General features: G+C 58.7%; 17 protein-coding genes. All 17 read left to right on the top strand.

The annotated features are described in order from the left end of the window. Positions 1-16 precede the first annotated feature (16 nt). The 17 genes from thrB to miaA all read left to right on the top strand — a co-directional run bounded on the left by thrB (position 17) and on the right by miaA (position 17,961). Positions 17-949 (top strand): homoserine kinase, encoded by a 933-nt coding sequence (gene thrB, locus ACTQY5_RS01820; protein WP_441368702.1) that lies wholly within the window; start codon positions 17-19, stop codon positions 947-949. A gap of 12 nt (positions 950-961) precedes the next feature. Further along, on the top strand, positions 962-1,627 hold the full coding sequence (locus ACTQY5_RS01815) for a metal-dependent hydrolase (protein WP_302574712.1): 666 nt from the start codon (positions 962-964) through the stop codon (positions 1,625-1,627). 180 nt (positions 1,628-1,807) lie between these two features. Further along, positions 1,808-3,235 (top strand): sodium:solute symporter family protein, encoded by a 1,428-nt coding sequence (locus tag ACTQY5_RS01810; RefSeq protein WP_441368701.1) that lies wholly within the window; start codon positions 1,808-1,810, stop codon positions 3,233-3,235. A gap of 63 nt (positions 3,236-3,298) precedes the next feature. Beyond that, positions 3,299-4,480, top strand: coding sequence for a glucosaminidase domain-containing protein (locus ACTQY5_RS01805; RefSeq protein ID WP_154488518.1), 1,182 nt, complete (start codon positions 3,299-3,301; stop codon positions 4,478-4,480). After that, positions 4,480-4,947, top strand: coding sequence for a tRNA (cytidine(34)-2'-O)-methyltransferase (locus ACTQY5_RS01800; RefSeq protein WP_288219226.1), 468 nt, complete (start codon positions 4,480-4,482; stop codon positions 4,945-4,947). The genes ACTQY5_RS01805 and ACTQY5_RS01800 overlap by 1 nt, the downstream gene beginning before the upstream one ends. Continuing rightward, on the top strand, positions 4,944-5,306 hold the full coding sequence (gene queD / locus ACTQY5_RS01795) for a 6-carboxytetrahydropterin synthase QueD (protein ID WP_022488328.1): 363 nt from the start codon (positions 4,944-4,946) through the stop codon (positions 5,304-5,306). Before ACTQY5_RS01800 ends, queD begins: the two co-directional genes overlap by 4 nt. Further along, positions 5,303-6,067 carry a GTP cyclohydrolase FolE2 gene (gene folE2, locus ACTQY5_RS01790; protein ID WP_367996908.1) on the top strand — a complete coding sequence of 255 codons (765 nt, stop codon included), beginning with the start codon at positions 5,303-5,305 and terminating at the stop codon, positions 6,065-6,067. The genes queD and folE2 overlap by 4 nt, the downstream gene beginning before the upstream one ends. 1 nt (position 6,068) lies before the next feature. Then, entirely contained in the window at positions 6,069-7,265 is a 1,197-nt protein-coding gene (gene folP, locus ACTQY5_RS01785; protein ID WP_022488326.1) for a dihydropteroate synthase, read from the top strand. Beyond that, complete coding sequence (folK, locus tag ACTQY5_RS01780) at positions 7,256-7,738, top strand: 2-amino-4-hydroxy-6-hydroxymethyldihydropteridine diphosphokinase (protein WP_022488325.1); 483 nt, start codon at positions 7,256-7,258, stop codon at positions 7,736-7,738. Before folP ends, folK begins: the two co-directional genes overlap by 10 nt. A gap of 18 nt (positions 7,739-7,756) precedes the next feature. Further along, a complete protein-coding gene (locus ACTQY5_RS01775) occupies positions 7,757-8,482 on the top strand; it encodes a hypothetical protein (protein WP_303225010.1) in 726 nt (241 codons plus the stop codon). Positions 8,483-8,492: 10 nt separating this feature from the next. Beyond that, positions 8,493-9,704: a glycosyltransferase family 2 protein gene (locus ACTQY5_RS01770; RefSeq protein WP_288310180.1), complete on the top strand. Its 1,212-nt coding sequence runs from the start codon at positions 8,493-8,495 to the stop codon at positions 9,702-9,704. A 111-nt stretch (positions 9,705-9,815) separates the two neighbouring features. Further along, entirely contained in the window at positions 9,816-10,145 is a 330-nt protein-coding gene (locus ACTQY5_RS01765) for a hypothetical protein (protein ID WP_154488537.1), read from the top strand. A 134-nt stretch (positions 10,146-10,279) separates the two neighbouring features. Then, a complete protein-coding gene (miaB, locus tag ACTQY5_RS01760) occupies positions 10,280-11,608 on the top strand; it encodes a tRNA (N6-isopentenyl adenosine(37)-C2)-methylthiotransferase MiaB (RefSeq protein WP_022488322.1) in 1,329 nt (442 codons plus the stop codon). Then, positions 11,605-14,214, top strand: coding sequence for a DNA mismatch repair protein MutS (gene mutS, locus ACTQY5_RS01755; RefSeq protein ID WP_022488321.1), 2,610 nt, complete (start codon positions 11,605-11,607; stop codon positions 14,212-14,214). Before miaB ends, mutS begins: the two co-directional genes overlap by 4 nt. Continuing rightward, a complete protein-coding gene (gene mutL / locus ACTQY5_RS01750; protein ID WP_441368700.1) occupies positions 14,214-16,202 on the top strand; it encodes a DNA mismatch repair endonuclease MutL in 1,989 nt (662 codons plus the stop codon). The genes mutS and mutL overlap by 1 nt, the downstream gene beginning before the upstream one ends. Before the next feature lie 18 nt (positions 16,203-16,220). Next, positions 16,221-17,024, top strand: coding sequence for a class I SAM-dependent methyltransferase (locus ACTQY5_RS01745; protein ID WP_022488319.1), 804 nt, complete (start codon positions 16,221-16,223; stop codon positions 17,022-17,024). Beyond that, positions 17,014-17,961 (top strand): tRNA (adenosine(37)-N6)-dimethylallyltransferase MiaA, encoded by a 948-nt coding sequence (gene miaA, locus ACTQY5_RS01740; protein ID WP_022488318.1) that lies wholly within the window; start codon positions 17,014-17,016, stop codon positions 17,959-17,961. The genes ACTQY5_RS01745 and miaA overlap by 11 nt, the downstream gene beginning before the upstream one ends. The last annotated feature ends 60 nt before the right edge of the window (positions 17,962-18,021 follow it).

The following is an 18,021-nucleotide window of genomic DNA, read 5'->3' as shown; positions in this document are numbered from 1 at the left end:
GAAAGAGGCGCTGACCATGGCAGATATGTTGAAAAAAGTGACGGTACAGGTCCCTGCCACCTCCGCCAACTGCGGACCCGGGTTTGACTGCCTGGGGCTGGCCTGTACCCTGTACAACCGGTTCACCTATGAACGGGTGCCGGAAGCAGAAGGCATCCAGGTGGAAGCGGAGGGCCAGGGAGGGGAATCCCTGCCCCAGGGCCGGAACAACCTGGCGGCGGAAGCTTTCTGCATCCTTTGGGAAAAACTGGGGAAACCGGCCACCGGCCTGCGGATCTCCACCCGGATCGAAGTTCCCGTATCCCGGGGCCTGGGCAGCAGTTCCACTGCCATTGTGGCCGGGCTTACAGCGGCCAATGCCCTGGCGGGCAGCCCTCTTTCCAAAGAGGAGCTGGTGACGGAAGCCACCCGGATCGAAGGCCACCCGGACAATGTGGCTCCGGCCATTCTGGGGGGCATTACTGTGAATGTTATGGAAGAGGGGAAGGTGGAAAGCCTGAAGCTTGCCCTGGCCAGACCCCTTCAGCTGGTGGTGCTGGTGCCCTCCATCCCCCTGCCCACTTCCAAGGCCCGGGCGGCTCTGCCCCAGGAAGTGCCCCATAAAGATGCGGTGTACAATGTAAGCCGGGCGGCTCTCCTGGTAGGGTCTCTTTTGACCGGGGACTATCACTTCCTGCGGACGGCCCTGGAAGACCGGCTCCACCAGCCCTACCGGCTGCCCCTGATCCCGGGAGCGGAAGAAGCCCTGGAAGGGGCCCGGCAGGCGGGAGCCTACAATGGAATCATTTCCGGCGCCGGTTCCACCCTTTTGGCTTATGTGCCGGCGGAGGGAGATGCCCGGAAGGTGGGAGAAGCCATGGCGGCGCCCTTCCGGAAACGGAACATTGAAACGGCTCTCCATGTGCTGGACATCGATCCGGAGGGAGCCAGAGTCATCGAAATCCAATAAGGAGGAATCACCATGCTGCAGTTCCATTATATCCATCATGCCTGTTTCACCCTGTCTGACGGGAAGACCACCCTGTTGTTCGACCCCTATCTGGAGGGGAATCCGGAAGGCCTGAAGCCGGAGGATGTGGCAGCGGACGTGATCTTCATTTCCCATTATCACGGGGACCATCTGGGTTCTGCCTACGAAATCGCCAAAAAACAGGATGCCCTGATCATTTCCACGGCAGAAATCGCCAATGATGCAGCCCAACACGGGCTCCGGTCCCATGCCATGCACCTGGGGGGCACCCATCAGTTCCCCTTCGGCCGGGTGCGGGTGACCCCCGCCTTCCACGGCAGCGGTATTGCAGGCGGCCATGCCTGCGGGTTCATGGTGGAATTCGGGGGGAAGACCGTGTATTTTGCCGGGGACACCAGTGTCTTCGGGGATATGGCCCTGCTGCCCCGGCTGGAAACCATCGATGTGGCCCTTCTGCCCATCGGGGACAACTTCACCATGGGCCCCAAAGACGCCCGTCTGGCGGCAGAACTGCTGAATGTGCCCCTGGTGATCCCCATCCACTACAACACCTGGCCTCTCATCGCCCAGGATCCTGCAGCTTTCAAGAAGGAAGTGGAAACCACCACCCAAAGCAAAGTGCTGGTGGTGGAACCGGGGAAGACGGTGGAATTGTAAAAAAAAGGGTGTGAAAAGGTTCACACCCTCGGTCACTGGTCTCTCGGCCAGTGACCAGTGACAACCAGAGGGGGTGACGCATTGCGTCACCCCCTCCTTTACAATACGCCTCAAGTAAAGTACAATGATGATTGTTGAGTTCCAGTCGCACCTTACTATAAACTGCTTGGAGTGATTTTCATGAATTTGTATCTTGGGGTCATTGTAGGTTATGCGCTTTTGCTGATCCTCCTGGGTCATCTGGTGGGGAAACATGTGAAAGGTGCAGCGGACTTCTTTGTGGGCGGACGCTCCTTCAATGCGGGGCTTTTGTTCACAACCCTGATTGCAGCCAACATCGGAGCAGGTTCCACAGTGGGGGTAACGGGACTGGCGTACAAATTCGGGGTTTCCAGCTGGTGGTGGATCGGCTGCAGCGGCCTGGGGTCTCTGATTCTGGCCTACATTGTAGGGCCGGCTGTGTGGAAAGTGGCCCGGAAGTACAATCTGTACACCATGGGGGATTATCTGGATTTCCGCTATTCCCACGCTTTCCGGGGAGTCACCTCCACCATGATGGCCATCGGCACCCTGGCTCTTTTTTCCGGCCAGCTGCTGGGCATTGCCTGGATCCTGAATGTGGTGGCGGGGATTGAAAAACTCTACGGCATCATCATCGCCGCGGTGGTTGTGACTCTGTACTTTTCCGCCGGGGGCATCAAAAGTGCCGCCATTGTGAATATTATCGAACTGATCGTGATCCTCTTGGGATTCTGCATTGCCACACCCTTTGCCCTCCAGTATGTGGGAGGATGGAGCGGACTCCAGGCCGCTGTGGCCAGCCATATGGCCGATCCGGCCCTGACGGCGAAGTATTTTGCCTGGGATGGCATGGGCACCACCGCCATTGTGGGGTATTTCCTCATGCTGACCCCGGCTTTCTGCATCTCTCCGGGGCTCATCGGGAAAGTCTATGCGGCCAAAGATGAAAAAGCCGTCCGGGTGGGGACCCTGTGGAACGGCATCGTCCAACTGGCGTTCGCTTTCCTGCCCATGCTTATCGGCATGTGCGCCTATGCGGCCTTTCCGGATCTGGGGAACCAGGAACTGGCCCTGCCCAAGGCCATGAAGGAAATGATGCCTTTCGGGGTATCCGCACTGGCTCTTTCTGCTATTTTTGCCGCGGAAGTGAGCACCTGTGATACGGTGCTGTATATGCTGGCCACTTCTTTATCCAAGGATTTGTACAAAACCTTCTTCCGTCCGGATATTTCCGATGAGGAACTGCTGAAGGTCAGCCGGAAACTGACGGTGGTCTGCGGCATCGCCGGGATCTTCATTGCCTGCTACATGGCCAACATCATTACCGCTTTGGCCATTTTCTATTCCCTGATGACCGTATCTCTGGCAGCTCCCTTCCTGTTCGGCCTGTTTACGGAAAAAGCCTCCACCCGGGGGGCCTTCTGTTCCGCCGTGCTGGGGGTGGCTGTGGTGCTGGGGCTGAAGTTTTTCAATGGAGGCAAGGGCATCGGCATCCTGAATTCCACCAGCCTGGGGATCATTGTGGCTGCTGTGGTGATGCTGGTGAGCCTGTGGGTGTTCCCCCGGCAAAAAACTGGGGAAAAATAAGGAAGACAGTGGGGAAGGGGAGCCTGGCTCCCAAAAATCTATTGAGTAACGAGGTATGACCCATTGAACAAGAAACAGAAACGGCTGGCCCTGGGCCTTGTACTGGCCGGCCTTTTGGGGACCGGCACCGCCTGGGCCTCTCCCCTGGAACAGGGTGTGAAGCCGGCGGAAACCGTTCTTTTGGACGAAACTGACGGACCGCTGTCCCATGTCCAGAAAAAGAAACAGGACAAGAAAGAAAAAGTACAGAGAAAAGAAGAAGTCCGGAAAACAGATGAGGAGCAGGAGAAAAAGCCCCTGAGCTTCCGGGAACGGATCCGGCGGCACCGGAAAGAAGAGGACAAAAAGGACCGGAAACAGAAAAAAGCCCGGGACCTGCAGGAGAAGAAACCGGCCCGGGAAGAAAAGACTCATACGGCGGAACCTCCCAAAAAGGAAAAACGCCGGGACAGAGAAAATGAACGGCCCAGGACTCCGGTGATCCGGGATCTGGGGCCGGCGGACCAGGACAGCCTAGTGATCCGGAAGGGTATGATCGCTGTAGTGGGAGAAAAGCTTACCCTGCCCCGGTGGCCGGACCCGGACAAACTGCTGAAGCTGGAAAATCAGGACCGGGTGATCACGGATCCCAGCCTGCAGATCATCATCAACCATCTGACCACCAGGGCTAAGATCTGGGAACTGCCGGACAACTACCAGGAAGTGACCATTGCCGGACCCGGCGAAGCCACCCGGGACCAGGCGGTGGTGCTGCTCCGCCGGTACAATCCCAAACTGCCCATCAAGGCCACCCCGGAACAGATCGTGGATCTGTACTACCAGGAAGCCAGCCGGGAAGGGCTCCGGTGGGACATCGTGTTCTGCCAGGCCCTGCTGGAAACCGGATTCTTCCGGTTCGGGGGCACGGTGGTCCCGGCCCAGAACAATTTCTGCGGTCTGGGGACCACCAGCGCTACGGTCCAGGGCGCCTGGTTTCCCACCCCCAGGGACGGGGTCCGGGCCCATGTCCAGCATCTTATGGCCTATACCACCGACCGGCTGCCGGCCACCCCGGTGATCGACCCCCGGTACTATCTGGTGTACAAGGGCAAGGTCCAGAACGGCTTCTACACCCGCTGGTCCCAGCTCAACGGCAAATGGGCCACCGGCAGCTATTATGCGGAGAAGATCCTGAATCTCCACGAACAAATGAAAAAAATCATCGCCATTTCCGGCAATGACTGGGATGGAGGCGTATTGAAATGATGCACATTGTACTGGTGGAGCCGGAAATCCCCGGGAATACCGGGAACATTGCCCGGCTCTGCGCCGCCACAGGAGCCAGTCTCCATCTGGTCCGGCCCCTGGGCTTTTCCGTGGATGACAAATACCTGAAACGGGCCGGTCTGGACTATTGGCACCTGGTGGACATCCACTATTATGATTCCGTGGAAGAAGTGCTGGCCGCCTATCCGGACAGCCCCCGCTTCCTCTTGACCACCCACGCCCACAAATCCTACAGCCGGGTCCATTACGGACCTGATTCCCTGCTGATCTTCGGCAAGGAGAGCGCCGGCCTCCCGGAAGACTTCCGGCTGGCCCATGGGGAGGAATGTGTGCGGATCCCCATGGTTTCCGAAGCCCGGTCCCTGAACCTGGCCAATTCGGTTTCCATTGTCCTTTACGAAGCTTTGCGGCAAAACGATTTTGATCTTCAGGAGGGAACCATATGATCTGTATCAAGGAATTTGAGTTTGACGCAGCCCATTATCTGCCCAATTACCACGGCAAATGTGAACATCTCCACGGCCACACCTACAAGCTGGTGGTGAAGGTGGAAGGCCATCCGGACCAGGAAGGCATGGTGCTGGATTTTGTCCAGTTCAAGCACACGGTGAAGGATCTGGTGGTGGACCAGCTGGACCATCACTGCCTCAACGACATCCTGCCCCAGCCTTCTGCGGAAAACATTGCTGTCTGGGTGTGGAACAAACTGAAGGAACCGCTCACCGGGGCCAACTATGCCCTCTATGAAGTCCAGGTCTGGGAAACCAAGACCAGCGGCATTGTGTACCGGGGTGAATCATGCTGAAAGATGTCCAGGCGCAGCAGGATCTGCGTCACATTGCACTGAAACATGTGGGCATCCGGAACCTCCGGTGGCCCATTGTGCTGGCGGACCGGGAAAAAGGCAGCCAGCATACGGTGGCGGAAGTGGCCCTGGCAGTGGATCTGCCCCAGGAACAGCGGGGCACCCACATGAGCCGTTTCGTGGAATGCCTGAAGCAGGTGGGCCCCATCCGTCCCCACGAACTGGAAGAAGTGCTGGACGGGCTCCGGCAGAAACTGGAAGCCCGGAAGGCCCTGTTGGAATTTTCCTGCCCCTATTTCATCACCAAAAAGGCTCCTGTCAGCGGCATCGAAAGCTATCTGGACGTGGACTGCCATTTCAAGGCGGAAAAAGGGGACACCTTCTCCCTGGAAGTGGGCGTGGATGTACCCATCCACACCCTGTGCCCCTGTTCCAAGGAAATCAGTAAATACGGGGCCCACAACCAGCGGGCCTGGGCCCGGATCCGCATCCGTTCTTCCCAGCCGGTGTGGATCGAAGAACTGGTGGATATGGCGGAAAAAGGCGCTTCCACTCCTCTGTATTCTCTTTTGAAACGGCCGGATGAAAAATGCGTCACAGAAATGGCTTATGAGAATCCCCGGTTCGTGGAGGACGCGGTCCGGGAAATCGCTTTGCAGCTCAATGCCGATCCCCGGATCGACTGGTATACGGTCACGGTGGAAAGCGAGGAGAGCATCCACAACCACAATGCCTTTGCTACAGTAGAAAAAGAGGTGTGACATGTATCTGACCATTCCTCCTGAACGGATCCGTTATGAAATGGAAAAAATCGAAGTCCATCCCATGGGCATCCAGCTTATGGAACCCAAGGCTTCCGTGCTGCCCCTGAAACTGCTCCAGATCCGCACTCCCGCCGCCAACATCCTGAAACAGGAAATGCTGGCTCTGGGAGGGGAATGTGTGAACCCCAAGGGCACCATCAACTGCAGCCTGGACCGGGTGGATGTGATCCTTCTGGGAAACCGGCGGCAGTACCGGGACCTGGTGAAGAAGCTGGGCTCCATGGCCAACTGGTTCGGGATCCAGGCCATTATGGACGATCTGTGGGAGTTTTTGGAACCGGGGACCCTGGTGACGGTACTGGCCGACGGCCGGAAGCTGACCTATGAGAAAATGCGGGTCATGGGGATTTTGAACGTGACCCCGGATTCCTTCTATGCCGGTTCCCGGATCAGCGGAGAACAGGCCCTTTTGGCCAAGGCGGAAACCATGCTCCGGGACGGGGCGGACCTGCTGGATATCGGAGGAGAATCCACCCGGCCGGGAGCGGATCCGGTGACTCCGGAAGAGGAAAAACGCCGGGTAACCGGGGCTCTGGCTGCTTTGCGGAAGCATTTCCCGGAGAGCATCCTCAGTGTGGATACCTACCATGCAGAGACGGCGGAAGCGGCTCTGGAAGCCGGGGCGGATATCATCAACGACGTTACCGCCGCTACCGGGGACGGCCGGATGCTGGATGTGGCTGCCCGGGCCAAGGCTCCCCTGGTGCTCATGCACATGCGGGGCACCCCCAAGACCATGATGGGGGACGAACTGAAGACCTACCACAATGTGGCGGGAGAAGTGTCTCAGTATCTGCTGGAGCGGGCGGCAGCCTGCCAGGCAGCGGGACTGGGGAAGGACAAGGTGATCCTGGATCCGGGCCTGGGCTTTGCCAAGGACCTGGAAGGGAACCTGGCACTGTGCAGCGGGCTGGGGGAAATGACCGGACACGGGATCCCGGTGCTCCTGGCCGGCTCCCGGAAGGGGTTCATCGGCAAGGTGCTAGGTGGGCTTCCCACTGAAGAACGGCTGGAAGGGACCATGGCCCTTTCGGCTGCCGCCGTGTACGCTGGCGCCCAGATGGTCCGGGTCCACGATGTGAAGGAAAATGTCCGGCTGATCCGGATGCTGGAGGCGATCCGGGCATGTCAGTAGCCTATGTGGCCCTGGGCAGCAACCTGGGGGACAAAGAACAGAATATCCGCCGGGCCCTGGAACTGATGGAGCACCATGGAATCCAGGTGATCCAGGTATCTCCCCTTATTACCACGGAACCCTATGGGGTGACGGACCAGCCGGAATTCCTCAACGGAGCGGCGGAAGTGGAGTGGCCGGGGGATGCGGAAAGTCTCCTCCATACCCTTCTGGCCATTGAGCTGGAAATGGGCCGGCAGCGGAAACGCCATTGGGGAGAACGAAACATCGACCTGGATCTGCTCCTTTTCGGAGATCAGCAGATCCACAGCCATGACCTGGTGCTGCCCCATCCGGACATGGCCAACCGAAGCTTTGTGCTGGAGCCTCTGGCAGCCATCGGGGCCCAGGTGGTCCACCCGGTGCTCCATCGGACCATCGGGGAACTGTGGGAGGAACTCCGGCAAAAAGAAGACAAACAACGAAACAAATGACGAAAGCAGGGAATCATAATGGGTGAACGTGTGAAGACAGGTGCGGTCCTGTTCTTTCTGTATGCAGTTTTATTTGCGGTTTCTCAATTCTACCAGGTGGTGCCGGGCCTCAGCGGGCTCCGGATCCAGGCCATGCTGTCCGTACCCTACGGGCTGATCTTCGGCCGGACCGGGGCGGTGGCAGCGGCTCTGGGGGCAGCAGCGGGGATGGCCCTCACCGGGGGCAACTCCAATTTCATCCCCATTGAATTCCTGGGGGCCCTGCTGTCCGCCTATCTGCCCTTCCGGGTGTGGCAGGGGATGCGGTCTCCCCAGGAACCCTACCTGTGTGTGGAAGACCAGCGGACGGCTACCATGTTCTTTATCCTGAGCCTGATCGGAGCCGTACCCATGGCAGTGTTCCCTGCGGTGGGCGGGGACCTGTACCAGGTGGTGCCCTTCCCGGCATCCTATCCCCGGATCTTCCTGGCTTCCCTGGTGTTTACGGTGGTGGGGGGCTTTCTGGTGTACAGCCAGGCGGCACCCCGGATGTTCCGGGGGGCGGGAGAAGCCCTGTGGAACCGGATCCGGGACAGCAAAGGCACCACCCGGAGCATGGCGGTGGCCATGCTCCGGATCACCCTTACCGGAGGCTTTCTGGGGCTGGGGCTGGCCTTTATCTTCCCCAATGAATTTGAACTGATCATTGTGGAATATGTAATGGGGATCTTTGCGGCGCTCCTGTTCATCCTGACGGCTGTGTGAGGAACTTTCCATGATGTATGTACTGACCTTCATTGTCCAGCTGCTGCTGGTGCTGACCTTTCTCTGGACCTGCAGCACCGTGTTCCTGGGCCTTGTGACCCGGCGGAAAAAACGGCCGGTGGTGGCGGGACCCAGCCGGTTCGCCGTGCTGGTGTGTGCCCATAACGAGGCCAATGTGGTGGGCAAACTGTTCCAGAGCCTGGAAGATCAGGACTACCCTGGTGAGCTGTACCGGGTGTTCCTGCTGGCGGATCACTGTGACGATGCCACGGCGGAGGTAGGACGCCGGTACCCTCATGTAACCGTGCTGGAAAGGCAGGAAGGACCCCGGACCGGGAAAGGGGCGGTGCTCAGCTGGGGCATCCCCCGGATCCGGAAACAGTACGGACGGGAATTCAGCCATATTGTGATTTTTGATGCGGACAATATGGCAGACCGGGGATTTTTGTCCGCCCTGGATTGGAGTTTCCGCCGGGGCGCCCGGCTGGTGATGGGGAACCGGTTGCCTCTCAACCCCTTTGACAATCTGATCTCCCAGTGGTACAGCATGTACTGGCTCAGTGTGGATCTGTTCAGCAAACCCCGGTACAATGTGGATCTGCCCGGGATCATCTCCGGCACCGGGTTCGGGTTCGATGCTTCTTTGCTGGAACCGGACGGCTGGCATACCCGGACTATTGTGGAAGACATGGAATTTTCCATGCAGCAGAATTTTAAGGGTGTCTTCTCTGAATACCAGGACAAAGCCCGGTTCTATGACGAACAGCCGGTGACCCTCCGGGGCATGGTGAGCCAGCTCCGCCGGTGGATGACCGGGAACTACCAGATTGCCCGGCTGTACCGGAAGGAATGGCTGGCCCATTTCCGGGCCCGGCCGGACGCCCGGCTCATCGATAATTTCGTCCCCATGCTTATGTGCGTGGTGTTCGGGTTCTATTTCCTCACCAATGTACTGTGGGTGGGAAACCGGGCCTTGAATGGACTTCCACCTCTGGCCGGCAAGGACATCCTTTGGTGGACCATGCTCTATGTGCTGAGCCTTGTTATGGGCACCTGCGCCATCAAAGCCGGAGATCTGCCGGTGAAGAAAATGCTTCCCGGGATCCTTACAGGAGGGTTCTTCTGCATTTTCCTGTCCCTGGTGGCCGTCTGCTCCGTATTCTTTCCCCAGAAGAAATGGATCCCCATCGCCCATGTCCACGAGGCAGGGCCGGAGAAGTAGGGGGCAGCAAAGCTGACCGTTGACAAAGGGGCTGTTGCATGGGCAACAGCCCCTTCTTATGGTATAATGGATACAGAATATTCAGCCAGAGGAGGGATTGGGATGAAAAAAATGACACGGAACCTGGTGGGTCTCCTGACGGTGCTCCTGAGCCTGCTGTGGGCTTCTGCAGCCCTGGCTTCTTCTCCCATCAGTGCTGACGGAACCTTTAACGGTATCCGCATGGCCGGCAAAGTACGGGTGGTGGAATACAATCCGGACATCAAAGTCCAAGTGGTCACCAGTTTTCCGGATCTGAAGGTGAAAGTGGTGGATCATTTTCCGTCCGCCATCGGGGAATGGCAGTTCGTGGAATACGGCGAAGACTTTACCATCCAGTTCGTCACCAGTTTTCCGGACATCCGGATCAAGTACGTGACCAGTTTCCCGGGGATGCCTTGATGTGAGTGGAGAGTGAAGAGTGCAGAGGGAAGGGGAACCACCCCTTCCTTTTTTTTTCATTTCATCATATAATAAACTATTGAGACTTTTTACTACCGATTAGTTACTCTATATAGAAGGGAAACAGAAAACCAATGACCAAAAGTTACACCATTCTGAATTACGGCTGTCAGATGAACGAGAGTGATTCGGAACATTATGCCGGGCAGCTGTCCGACCTGGGGTACCATTATACGGAAGACTATCACGATGCGGATGTGATCCTCATCAACACCTGCTGCGTCCGGGAAAGCGCGGAAAAGAAGATCCTGGGAAAAATCGGGGAGATGAAGCAGATCAAACGGGAAGATCCTTCCAAGGTCCTGTGCGTTACCGGCTGCATGGCCCAAAAAGACGGGGAGGACTTTTTGAAAAAGTATCCCCAGGTGGACCTGCTTATCGGCACTGCCCATGTAAACAACTTCAGCGCCATTTTGCAGGATTATCTCCAGCAGAACGACCGGAAGGCGGGGATGTACAACGATCTGACGGTAATGCCCAGGGAATTCGAGGGGCATTTCGTCCGGAAAAGCAGCTATGCCGCCTGGGTACCCATCATGTACGGCTGCAACAATTTCTGCACCTACTGCATCGTCCCCTATGTCCGGGGTCGGGAACGGAGCCGGAGCGCCGATGCCATCTGTGAAGAAATCAAGCATGCCGTGGACCAGGGCTACCGGGAATTCACCCTTCTGGGCCAGAACGTGAACTCCTACGGCAAGGACCGGGGAGAAAAGGATGCCTTTGCCGCTCTCCTCCGCCAGGTGGACGCCATCCCCGGGGTGGAACGGGTTCGGTACATGACCAGCCATCCCCGTGACATGAGCGAGGAACTGATCCGCACTGTGGCGGAAAGCAAACATGTGTGCAAGCATTTCCACATCCCTGTCCAAAGCGGCAGCACCCGGATCATGCAGGCCATGAACCGGGGCTACACCCGGGAATCCTACCTGCAACTGGTGGACACCATCCGGAAATATGTGCCGGAGGCAGTGCTTACCACTGACATCATCGTAGGCTTCCCCGGGGAAACGGAAGAAGATTTTGCAGAGACCCTGAGCCTGTTCGATACCGTCAGCTACGACGCCGCCTATACCTTCATCTATTCCAGACGGTCCGGGACCCCGGCTGCCACCATGGCAGATCAGGTGCCGGACAAGGTGAAGAAGGAACGGCTGAACCGGCTTATGGAACTTCAGAACCGGCACAGCCTGAAACACAATCAGAAACTGGTGGGACGCACCCTGCCTGTGATGGTGGAAGGGCTCAGCCACAACAACAGCAAAATGTGGAGCGGCCGCACCGATGGGAACAAACTGGTGCTGTGGCCGGTGGGAGAGCGGTTCTTCAACCCGGGAGATGTGGTCCCGGTGACCATCGAAACCGCCCAGACCTGGCTCCTTAAAGGTCGTGCTGCCTTATGACCGCCCTTACACCCATGCTCCAGCAGTATCTGGAAATCAAGGAACAGCACAAGGACGAGCTGCTGTTCTTCCGACTGGGGGATTTCTACGAACTGTTCAATGAAGACGCCCTTACCGCTTCCCGGGAACTGAACCTGACCCTGACCAAACGGGCCGGAGGAAAGGCCGGTGCTTCCAGTTCCATGCCCATGTGCGGGGTGCCCTTCCATTCGGTGGACGGGTACCTGGCCAAGCTGATCCGGAAAGGGTACAAAATCGCCATCTGCGACCAGATGGAAGATCCGAAAAAAGCCGTGGGCATCGTGAAGCGCCAGGTGACCAAGATCCTGACCCCGGGCACGGTGCTCAGCGACGCGGTGCTGGAAGAGAACCACAACCAGTACCTGGCCTGCCTGGAACAGAATCAGGACACCCTGTGCCTTTCCTACGCCGACGTATCCACCGGGGAATGTGCCTGGTACACCGCCCGGGGCAAAGACCGGGAAGAAGCAGTGCTGGACCAGCTGTACCGGATCCAGCCGGCGGAACTGGTGCTTACCGAACCCAACGAAGCTTTCGGTACCCTCCTGGACAAAATGGTCCAGAAGCTGCCGGACTGCATGATCAACCACTGGGACCCCATCCCGGAACTGGATTACTTCACCCGCCATTTCGGCAGTGACAGCCCGGGGGCAAAAATCCCTCTGGTCCGGGGCACTGTGGAGCACATGCTCCAGTACATCCACGAAAATGTGAAAAGTGACCTGGCCCAGATCAACCGGCTCCGGGAAATCACCACCGATGCGGTGATGAACCTGGACGCCACCGCCATCCGGAACCTGGAACTGGTGAAGAACATGAAGGACGGCACCCGCCACGGCACCCTGCTGGATGTACTGGACTACACCCGCACCGCCATGGGGGCCCGGCAGCTCCGCCAGTGGGTGGAAGCACCCCTTCTGGACACCGCCCGGATCCGGCTCCGGCAGCAGGCCATCGGTACCCTGGTGGACAATGCCCGGCTCCGGACGGACCTGGGGGATGCCCTGGGGGAAATCACCGACCTGGAACGGATCCTGTCCCGGATCGAAGTGGGTTCCGCCAACGCCCGTGACCTGGCTTCCCTGCGGACCGCTCTCCGGGCCCTGCCCCAGGTGAAAAATCTGCTGGACCAGGTGCCCCAGGGTCTGCTCCATACCCTGGACAGCCGGATCAGCCTCCATGAGGACCTGCTGGATGAACTGGAACGGGGCATTGTGGACGACCCGCCCTTTACCGTCCGGGAAGGGGGCATGATCCGGAAAGGCTTCAACGCCGAACTGGACGAAGTCCATGATATTGCGGAAAACAACAACCAGTGGATGCTGAACTTCGAACAGAAAATCAAGGATCAGACCGGCATCAAGAATCTGAAGGTGGGGTACAACAAGGTCTTCGGCTACTACATCGAAGTGTCCAAAGGCCAGGTGTCCCAGGTGCCGGATACCTTTATCCGGAAGCAGACCCTGGTGAACGGGGAACGGTACATTGTGCCGGAACTGAAGGAATTCGAAAACAAAATCCTCAGCGCCAAGGAAAAGATCCAGCAGCTGGAATACTACCTGTTCAACGAGATCCGCCAGGATATCCGGGGCCATCTGGTGGAAGTCCAGGAAACCGCCCGGGCCCTGGGGGTGCTGGATGTGCTCTATTCCCTTGCCATGGCTGCCTTCAAGGGGAACTATGTGTGCCCCCGGCTCAATGACCGGCAGGAAATCACCATCAAAGACGGCCGGCACCCGGTGGTGGAAAAGCTCCTGGAACGGGAACTGTTCGTGCCCAACGATGTGCATCTGAACAACACCGATGAACGGCTGATCATCCTTACCGGCCCCAACATGGCCGGGAAATCCACCTACATGCGCCAGGTGGCCCTTTTGACCCTCATGACTCAGATGGGCAGCTTCATCCCGGCCCGGGAAGCGGACGTGTGCCCGGTGGACCGGATCTTTACCCGGGTGGGGGCCAGCGACGACCTGGCCACCGGCCAGAGCACATTCATGGTGGAAATGAACGAAGTGGCCAACATCCTGAAATACGCCACCAGCCGCAGCCTGATCATCCTGGATGAAGTGGGCCGGGGCACCAGCACCTACGACGGCATGAGCATTGCCCGGGCGGTGGTGGAGTACATCAACGACAGAATCAAGGCCAAGACCCTTTTTGCCACCCATTATCACGAACTGATCGAACTGGAACAGCTGGATCCGGGGATCAAAAACTATTCCGTGGCCGTAAAGGAAAAAGGGAAGGAAGTGGTGTTCCTCCGGCGGATCGTCCCCGGGGGCACCGATAAAAGTTACGGGATCCATGTGGCCCGGCTGGCAGGGCTGCCGGAAAAAGTGGTGAAACGGGCGGATGAACTGCTGGAAGAATACACCGCCCAGGGAACGGCCGTGAAACCGGCGGCACCGGCTCCGGCCAAAACCCCTGCACCCAAAGAAGAGAATCTCCAGCCCAGTCTCTTCGGAGACGTGATCGGAGACACCCTCCGGAACTTGGATGTGATGACCATGACGCCCCTGGAAGCCCTGAACACCCTGTACAAGCTCCAGGAAGAAGCCAAACGGGAAGGAGGCCGCAGCTGATGAGTGTCAAAGTGCAGCTGCTGGACCAGAACACCTCCAACCAGATCGCAGCCGGGGAAGTGGTGGAAAAACCCGCTTCCGTGGTGAAGGAACTGGTGGAGAATTCTCTGGATGCCGGCGCCGATACCATAGAAGTGAGCATTTTCGCCGGGGGGACGGAATTCATCCGGGTCCGGGACAACGGGTCCGGCATGGACGAAGCCAACGCCCGGATGGCCATCCTGCGCCATGCCACCAGCAAGATCGTGAAAGCGGACGACCTGCTGACCCTCCATACCCTGGGATTCCGGGGAGAGGCCCTGCCCAGCATCGCCTCTGTATCCCACTTCACCCTGCTCACCCGGGAGACCGGGGCGGAATTCGCCACCCGGATCACCCTTGACGGAGGAGAGGACCTGGACGTGGAAACCATGGGGGGCGACGTGGGCACCACCATTACGGTAAAGGACCTGTTCTACAATGTGCCTGCCCGGCGGAAGTTTCTCCGGACGGTGAATACCGAAGGCCGTTACATCAGCGACATCCTCTCCAAAATCGCCCTGTCCCGGCCCGATGTGCACCTGGTCCTTACCCGGGACGACAAGGAAGTCATCAACACGCCGGGCAGCGGGGACCTGGTGGATACCATTGAATCCCTGTACGGGAAAGAAGTGACCAAGGAACTCTTGACGGTGGATTATGCCCAGGACGGGATCACCCTGAAAGGGTTCATCAGCCGTCCCACTCTGCTGAAGGGCACCCGCCAGTGGCAGACCCTGTTCGTGAACGGCCGGTGCATCAACAACCGTATGGTGAGCAAGGCCATCGACCATGCCTACCAGTCCCAGATCCCCAAGGCCGGGTTCCCCTTTGCGGTGCTGAACATCGGCATCGATACCCACCTCATCGACATCAACGTCCATCCCCAGAAAAGCGAGATCAAATTCGGGGATGAAAGTGCCGTGTACCGGGCGGTGTACCATGGTCTGTGTCAGGCTCTTACCCAGCCCATGGCCGGGAAGAGGGAAGGGGACGGGTCCGTGGCCCTGGCCCAGCCCGGATTCCGGAAAATGGAACCGCCATTGGCGGGAGTTCCGGCCGGGAGAGCCCCTGAACCGGAACAGAAGCCCCTGTTCCAGGGGGGCGACAAAGGGTACCAGCCCCGGACCAGCGCCTTCGGACGGAGCTATGCCTCCAGTCCTTCCGGCAGCTACGGGCAGCCGGTGTGGAAGGTCCCAGATGCCATTTCCGAAGACACCACAGCGAAATTCTTTGCAGCCCAGCGCCGGGACGACCTGGGAGCCTCCGGGGAAACGGCCGGTGCCGGGAATCCGGCTCCTGAAGGGGAGGCTCTGCCGGCATCCCGACCGGGAGAAGAGGCTTCTCTCAGCGATGAGACCCTTACGGAAGAAGCCCGGGACGGCGCTTTGGCCAGCGGTGTGGACCTGATCTGGCCTCTGGGCCAGGTGGACCGGGTGTTCATCATCGCCCAGTCGGAAACTGCCCTGTATCTTATCGACCAGCATGCCGCCCACGAGCGGATCATGTACGACAAATTCATCCGCCAGCAGCAGGAAATCCCCTCCCAGCAGCTGCTGCTCCCTCTCTTCCTCAATGTGACCCGGCCCGATGTGGACCTGATCGAGGAATATCGGGATGAATTTTTGAAGCTGGGGGTGGATGTGGAACCGGCGGGAGAAACCTCCCTCCGGGTGTCCGCCCTGCCGGCGGATGTGGAAAGCAGCCAGGCGGAAGGGTTCATTGAAGACATCCTGAAGCTGCTGTCGGAAAACAAAAAAATCAAGGCCAGCGACCTGCGGGAAAGCGTGCTCCATTACGCCGCCTGCCACAGCGCCATCCGGGCCGGGGAAGTGCTGAACATCCGGCAGATGCGTCAGCTGATCCTGGAGCTTCTCAACACGGAGCATCCCTTTACCTGTCCCCATGGCCGGCCCTGTATGATCCAGCTGACCAGCGACGAACTGTACCATATGTTCAAACGAACCTGAGGAAGGAGCGATCCATTCATGTCCATCTATGCGGTGACGGCCATCCGGAAATGCGGCACCGAACTGTACAACGAAGCCCAAAGCTGGGCCCGCACCCTGGATCTGCCCTATATTCCCCGGCCCATCCACGGTACCCTGGACCAGCTGCTTCGGGACAGGGGGCTGAAGGCGGTGCTGGTGGCCACCCATCAGGGACCCCAGGTGTATACGGAAGAAGGGATCCTGAAATACCATCCCTCCATGGGGGTGCCCCGGATCCGGAACCTGAAGCGGGGCGGGTCGGACCATCTGGCCCAGGCCTGCGGCTTCCGGCCCGGCATGCGTGTACTGGACTGCACCCTGGGCCTGGCGGCAGATGCAGTGGTGGCCTCCTTCCTGGTGGGCCCTGCCGGGAAAGTGGTGGGGCTGGAAGCCTCCCCGGTGCTGTACTGGGCTGTGTCCCAGGGACTGCAGCACTACGAGATCGAGGACCCGGACATTACCGCCAGCCTCCGGCGGATTGAACCTCGGCTGGGGAAGGCGGAGGACCTTTTGCCCGCTTTTCCTGCCGATTCCTTCGATGTGGTCTATTTTGACCCCATGTTCCGGAAACCGGTGGGGAATTCTGCCAGCATGCAGCCGCTCCGGCCCGCTTCCTACCACAAGCCCCTGGATGCCGGGATGATCCGGGACGCCCTGCGGCTGGCCCCCCGGGTGGTGGTAAAGGAGCGGGACGAAGACCTGCTCCGGAGCCTGGGAGCCCGGGAAATCCAGGGAGGCAAATACAGCAAGCTCCGGTACGGTATCATCCTCCGGGAGGAAGGGGACCAGGATGGAAAATAAACCCAGAGTCATTGCCATCATCGGCCCCACTGCCACCGGCAAAAGCCACTGCGGCATCGCCCTGGCCCAAAAACTGGGGGGAGAGATCATTTCCGGAGATTCCATGCTGGTGTTCAAACACATGGACATTGCCACCGCCAAACCCACGGCGGAAGAATTGGCCCTGGTGCCCCACCATCTGGTGGATATCCTGGAACCGGACGGCAAATTTTCCGTGGTGGATTTCCAGCAGCAGGCGGACCGGCTGATCCGGGACTGCAATGCCCGGGGGAAAGTGCCCATCCTGGTGGGAGGCACCGGCCTGTACATTAAGGCCCTGCTGGAAGCTTACGATTTTTCCCGGGTGGACGAATCTTCTGCCCTGCGCCGGCAGCTGGAGGAATTCGCCGACCGGGAAGGGAATGAGGCCCTTCATGACAAGCTGAAAGTATTAGACCCGGTAAAGGCCAATGAATTGAAGATTAACGACAGAAGGCGTATAATAAGGGCAATCGAAACGATCCGGGGCGGGGACCGGGTGTCCACGGCCAAGGCCACTGAAAGTCCCTACCAGGCGGTCGTATTCGGGTTGACAATGCCTCGCGATTCTTTGTATGAGCGGATCAACCGGCGGGTTGATCTTATGGTGGAACAGGGCCTTTTTGAAGAAACCAGGAAGCTGGTGGCCATGGGGGTGCCGGAAACGGCCCAGTCCATGAAGAGCATCGGGTACCGGCAGGTGCTTCAGTATTTCCATGGTGAATGGACAAAAGAAGAAGCCATCGCCAAACTGAAACAGGCCACCCGGAACTTTGCCAAGCGCCAGATCACCTGGTACAAGAAAATGCCCTACATCCAGTGGTTCCAGCTGGACGATCCTCCCGATTACGGGAAATGTGTCGCAGCCATGCTGGCAGCCCTGGCAGAACAGAAGTTTATTCCGCAACAGGAACCCTGAGGCGTTAAGCGGCCCTTCGGCCACTGAAGCTCAAGGCGGATGCTGCCCAGGCAGACTCCG

This window comes from Acidaminococcus sp. HCP3S3_H5, from assembly GCF_052122235.1.
Classification (GTDB): Bacteria; Bacillota; Negativicutes; order Acidaminococcales; family Acidaminococcaceae; genus Acidaminococcus.
This window is presented reverse-complemented; position numbering and strand designations above follow the sequence as displayed.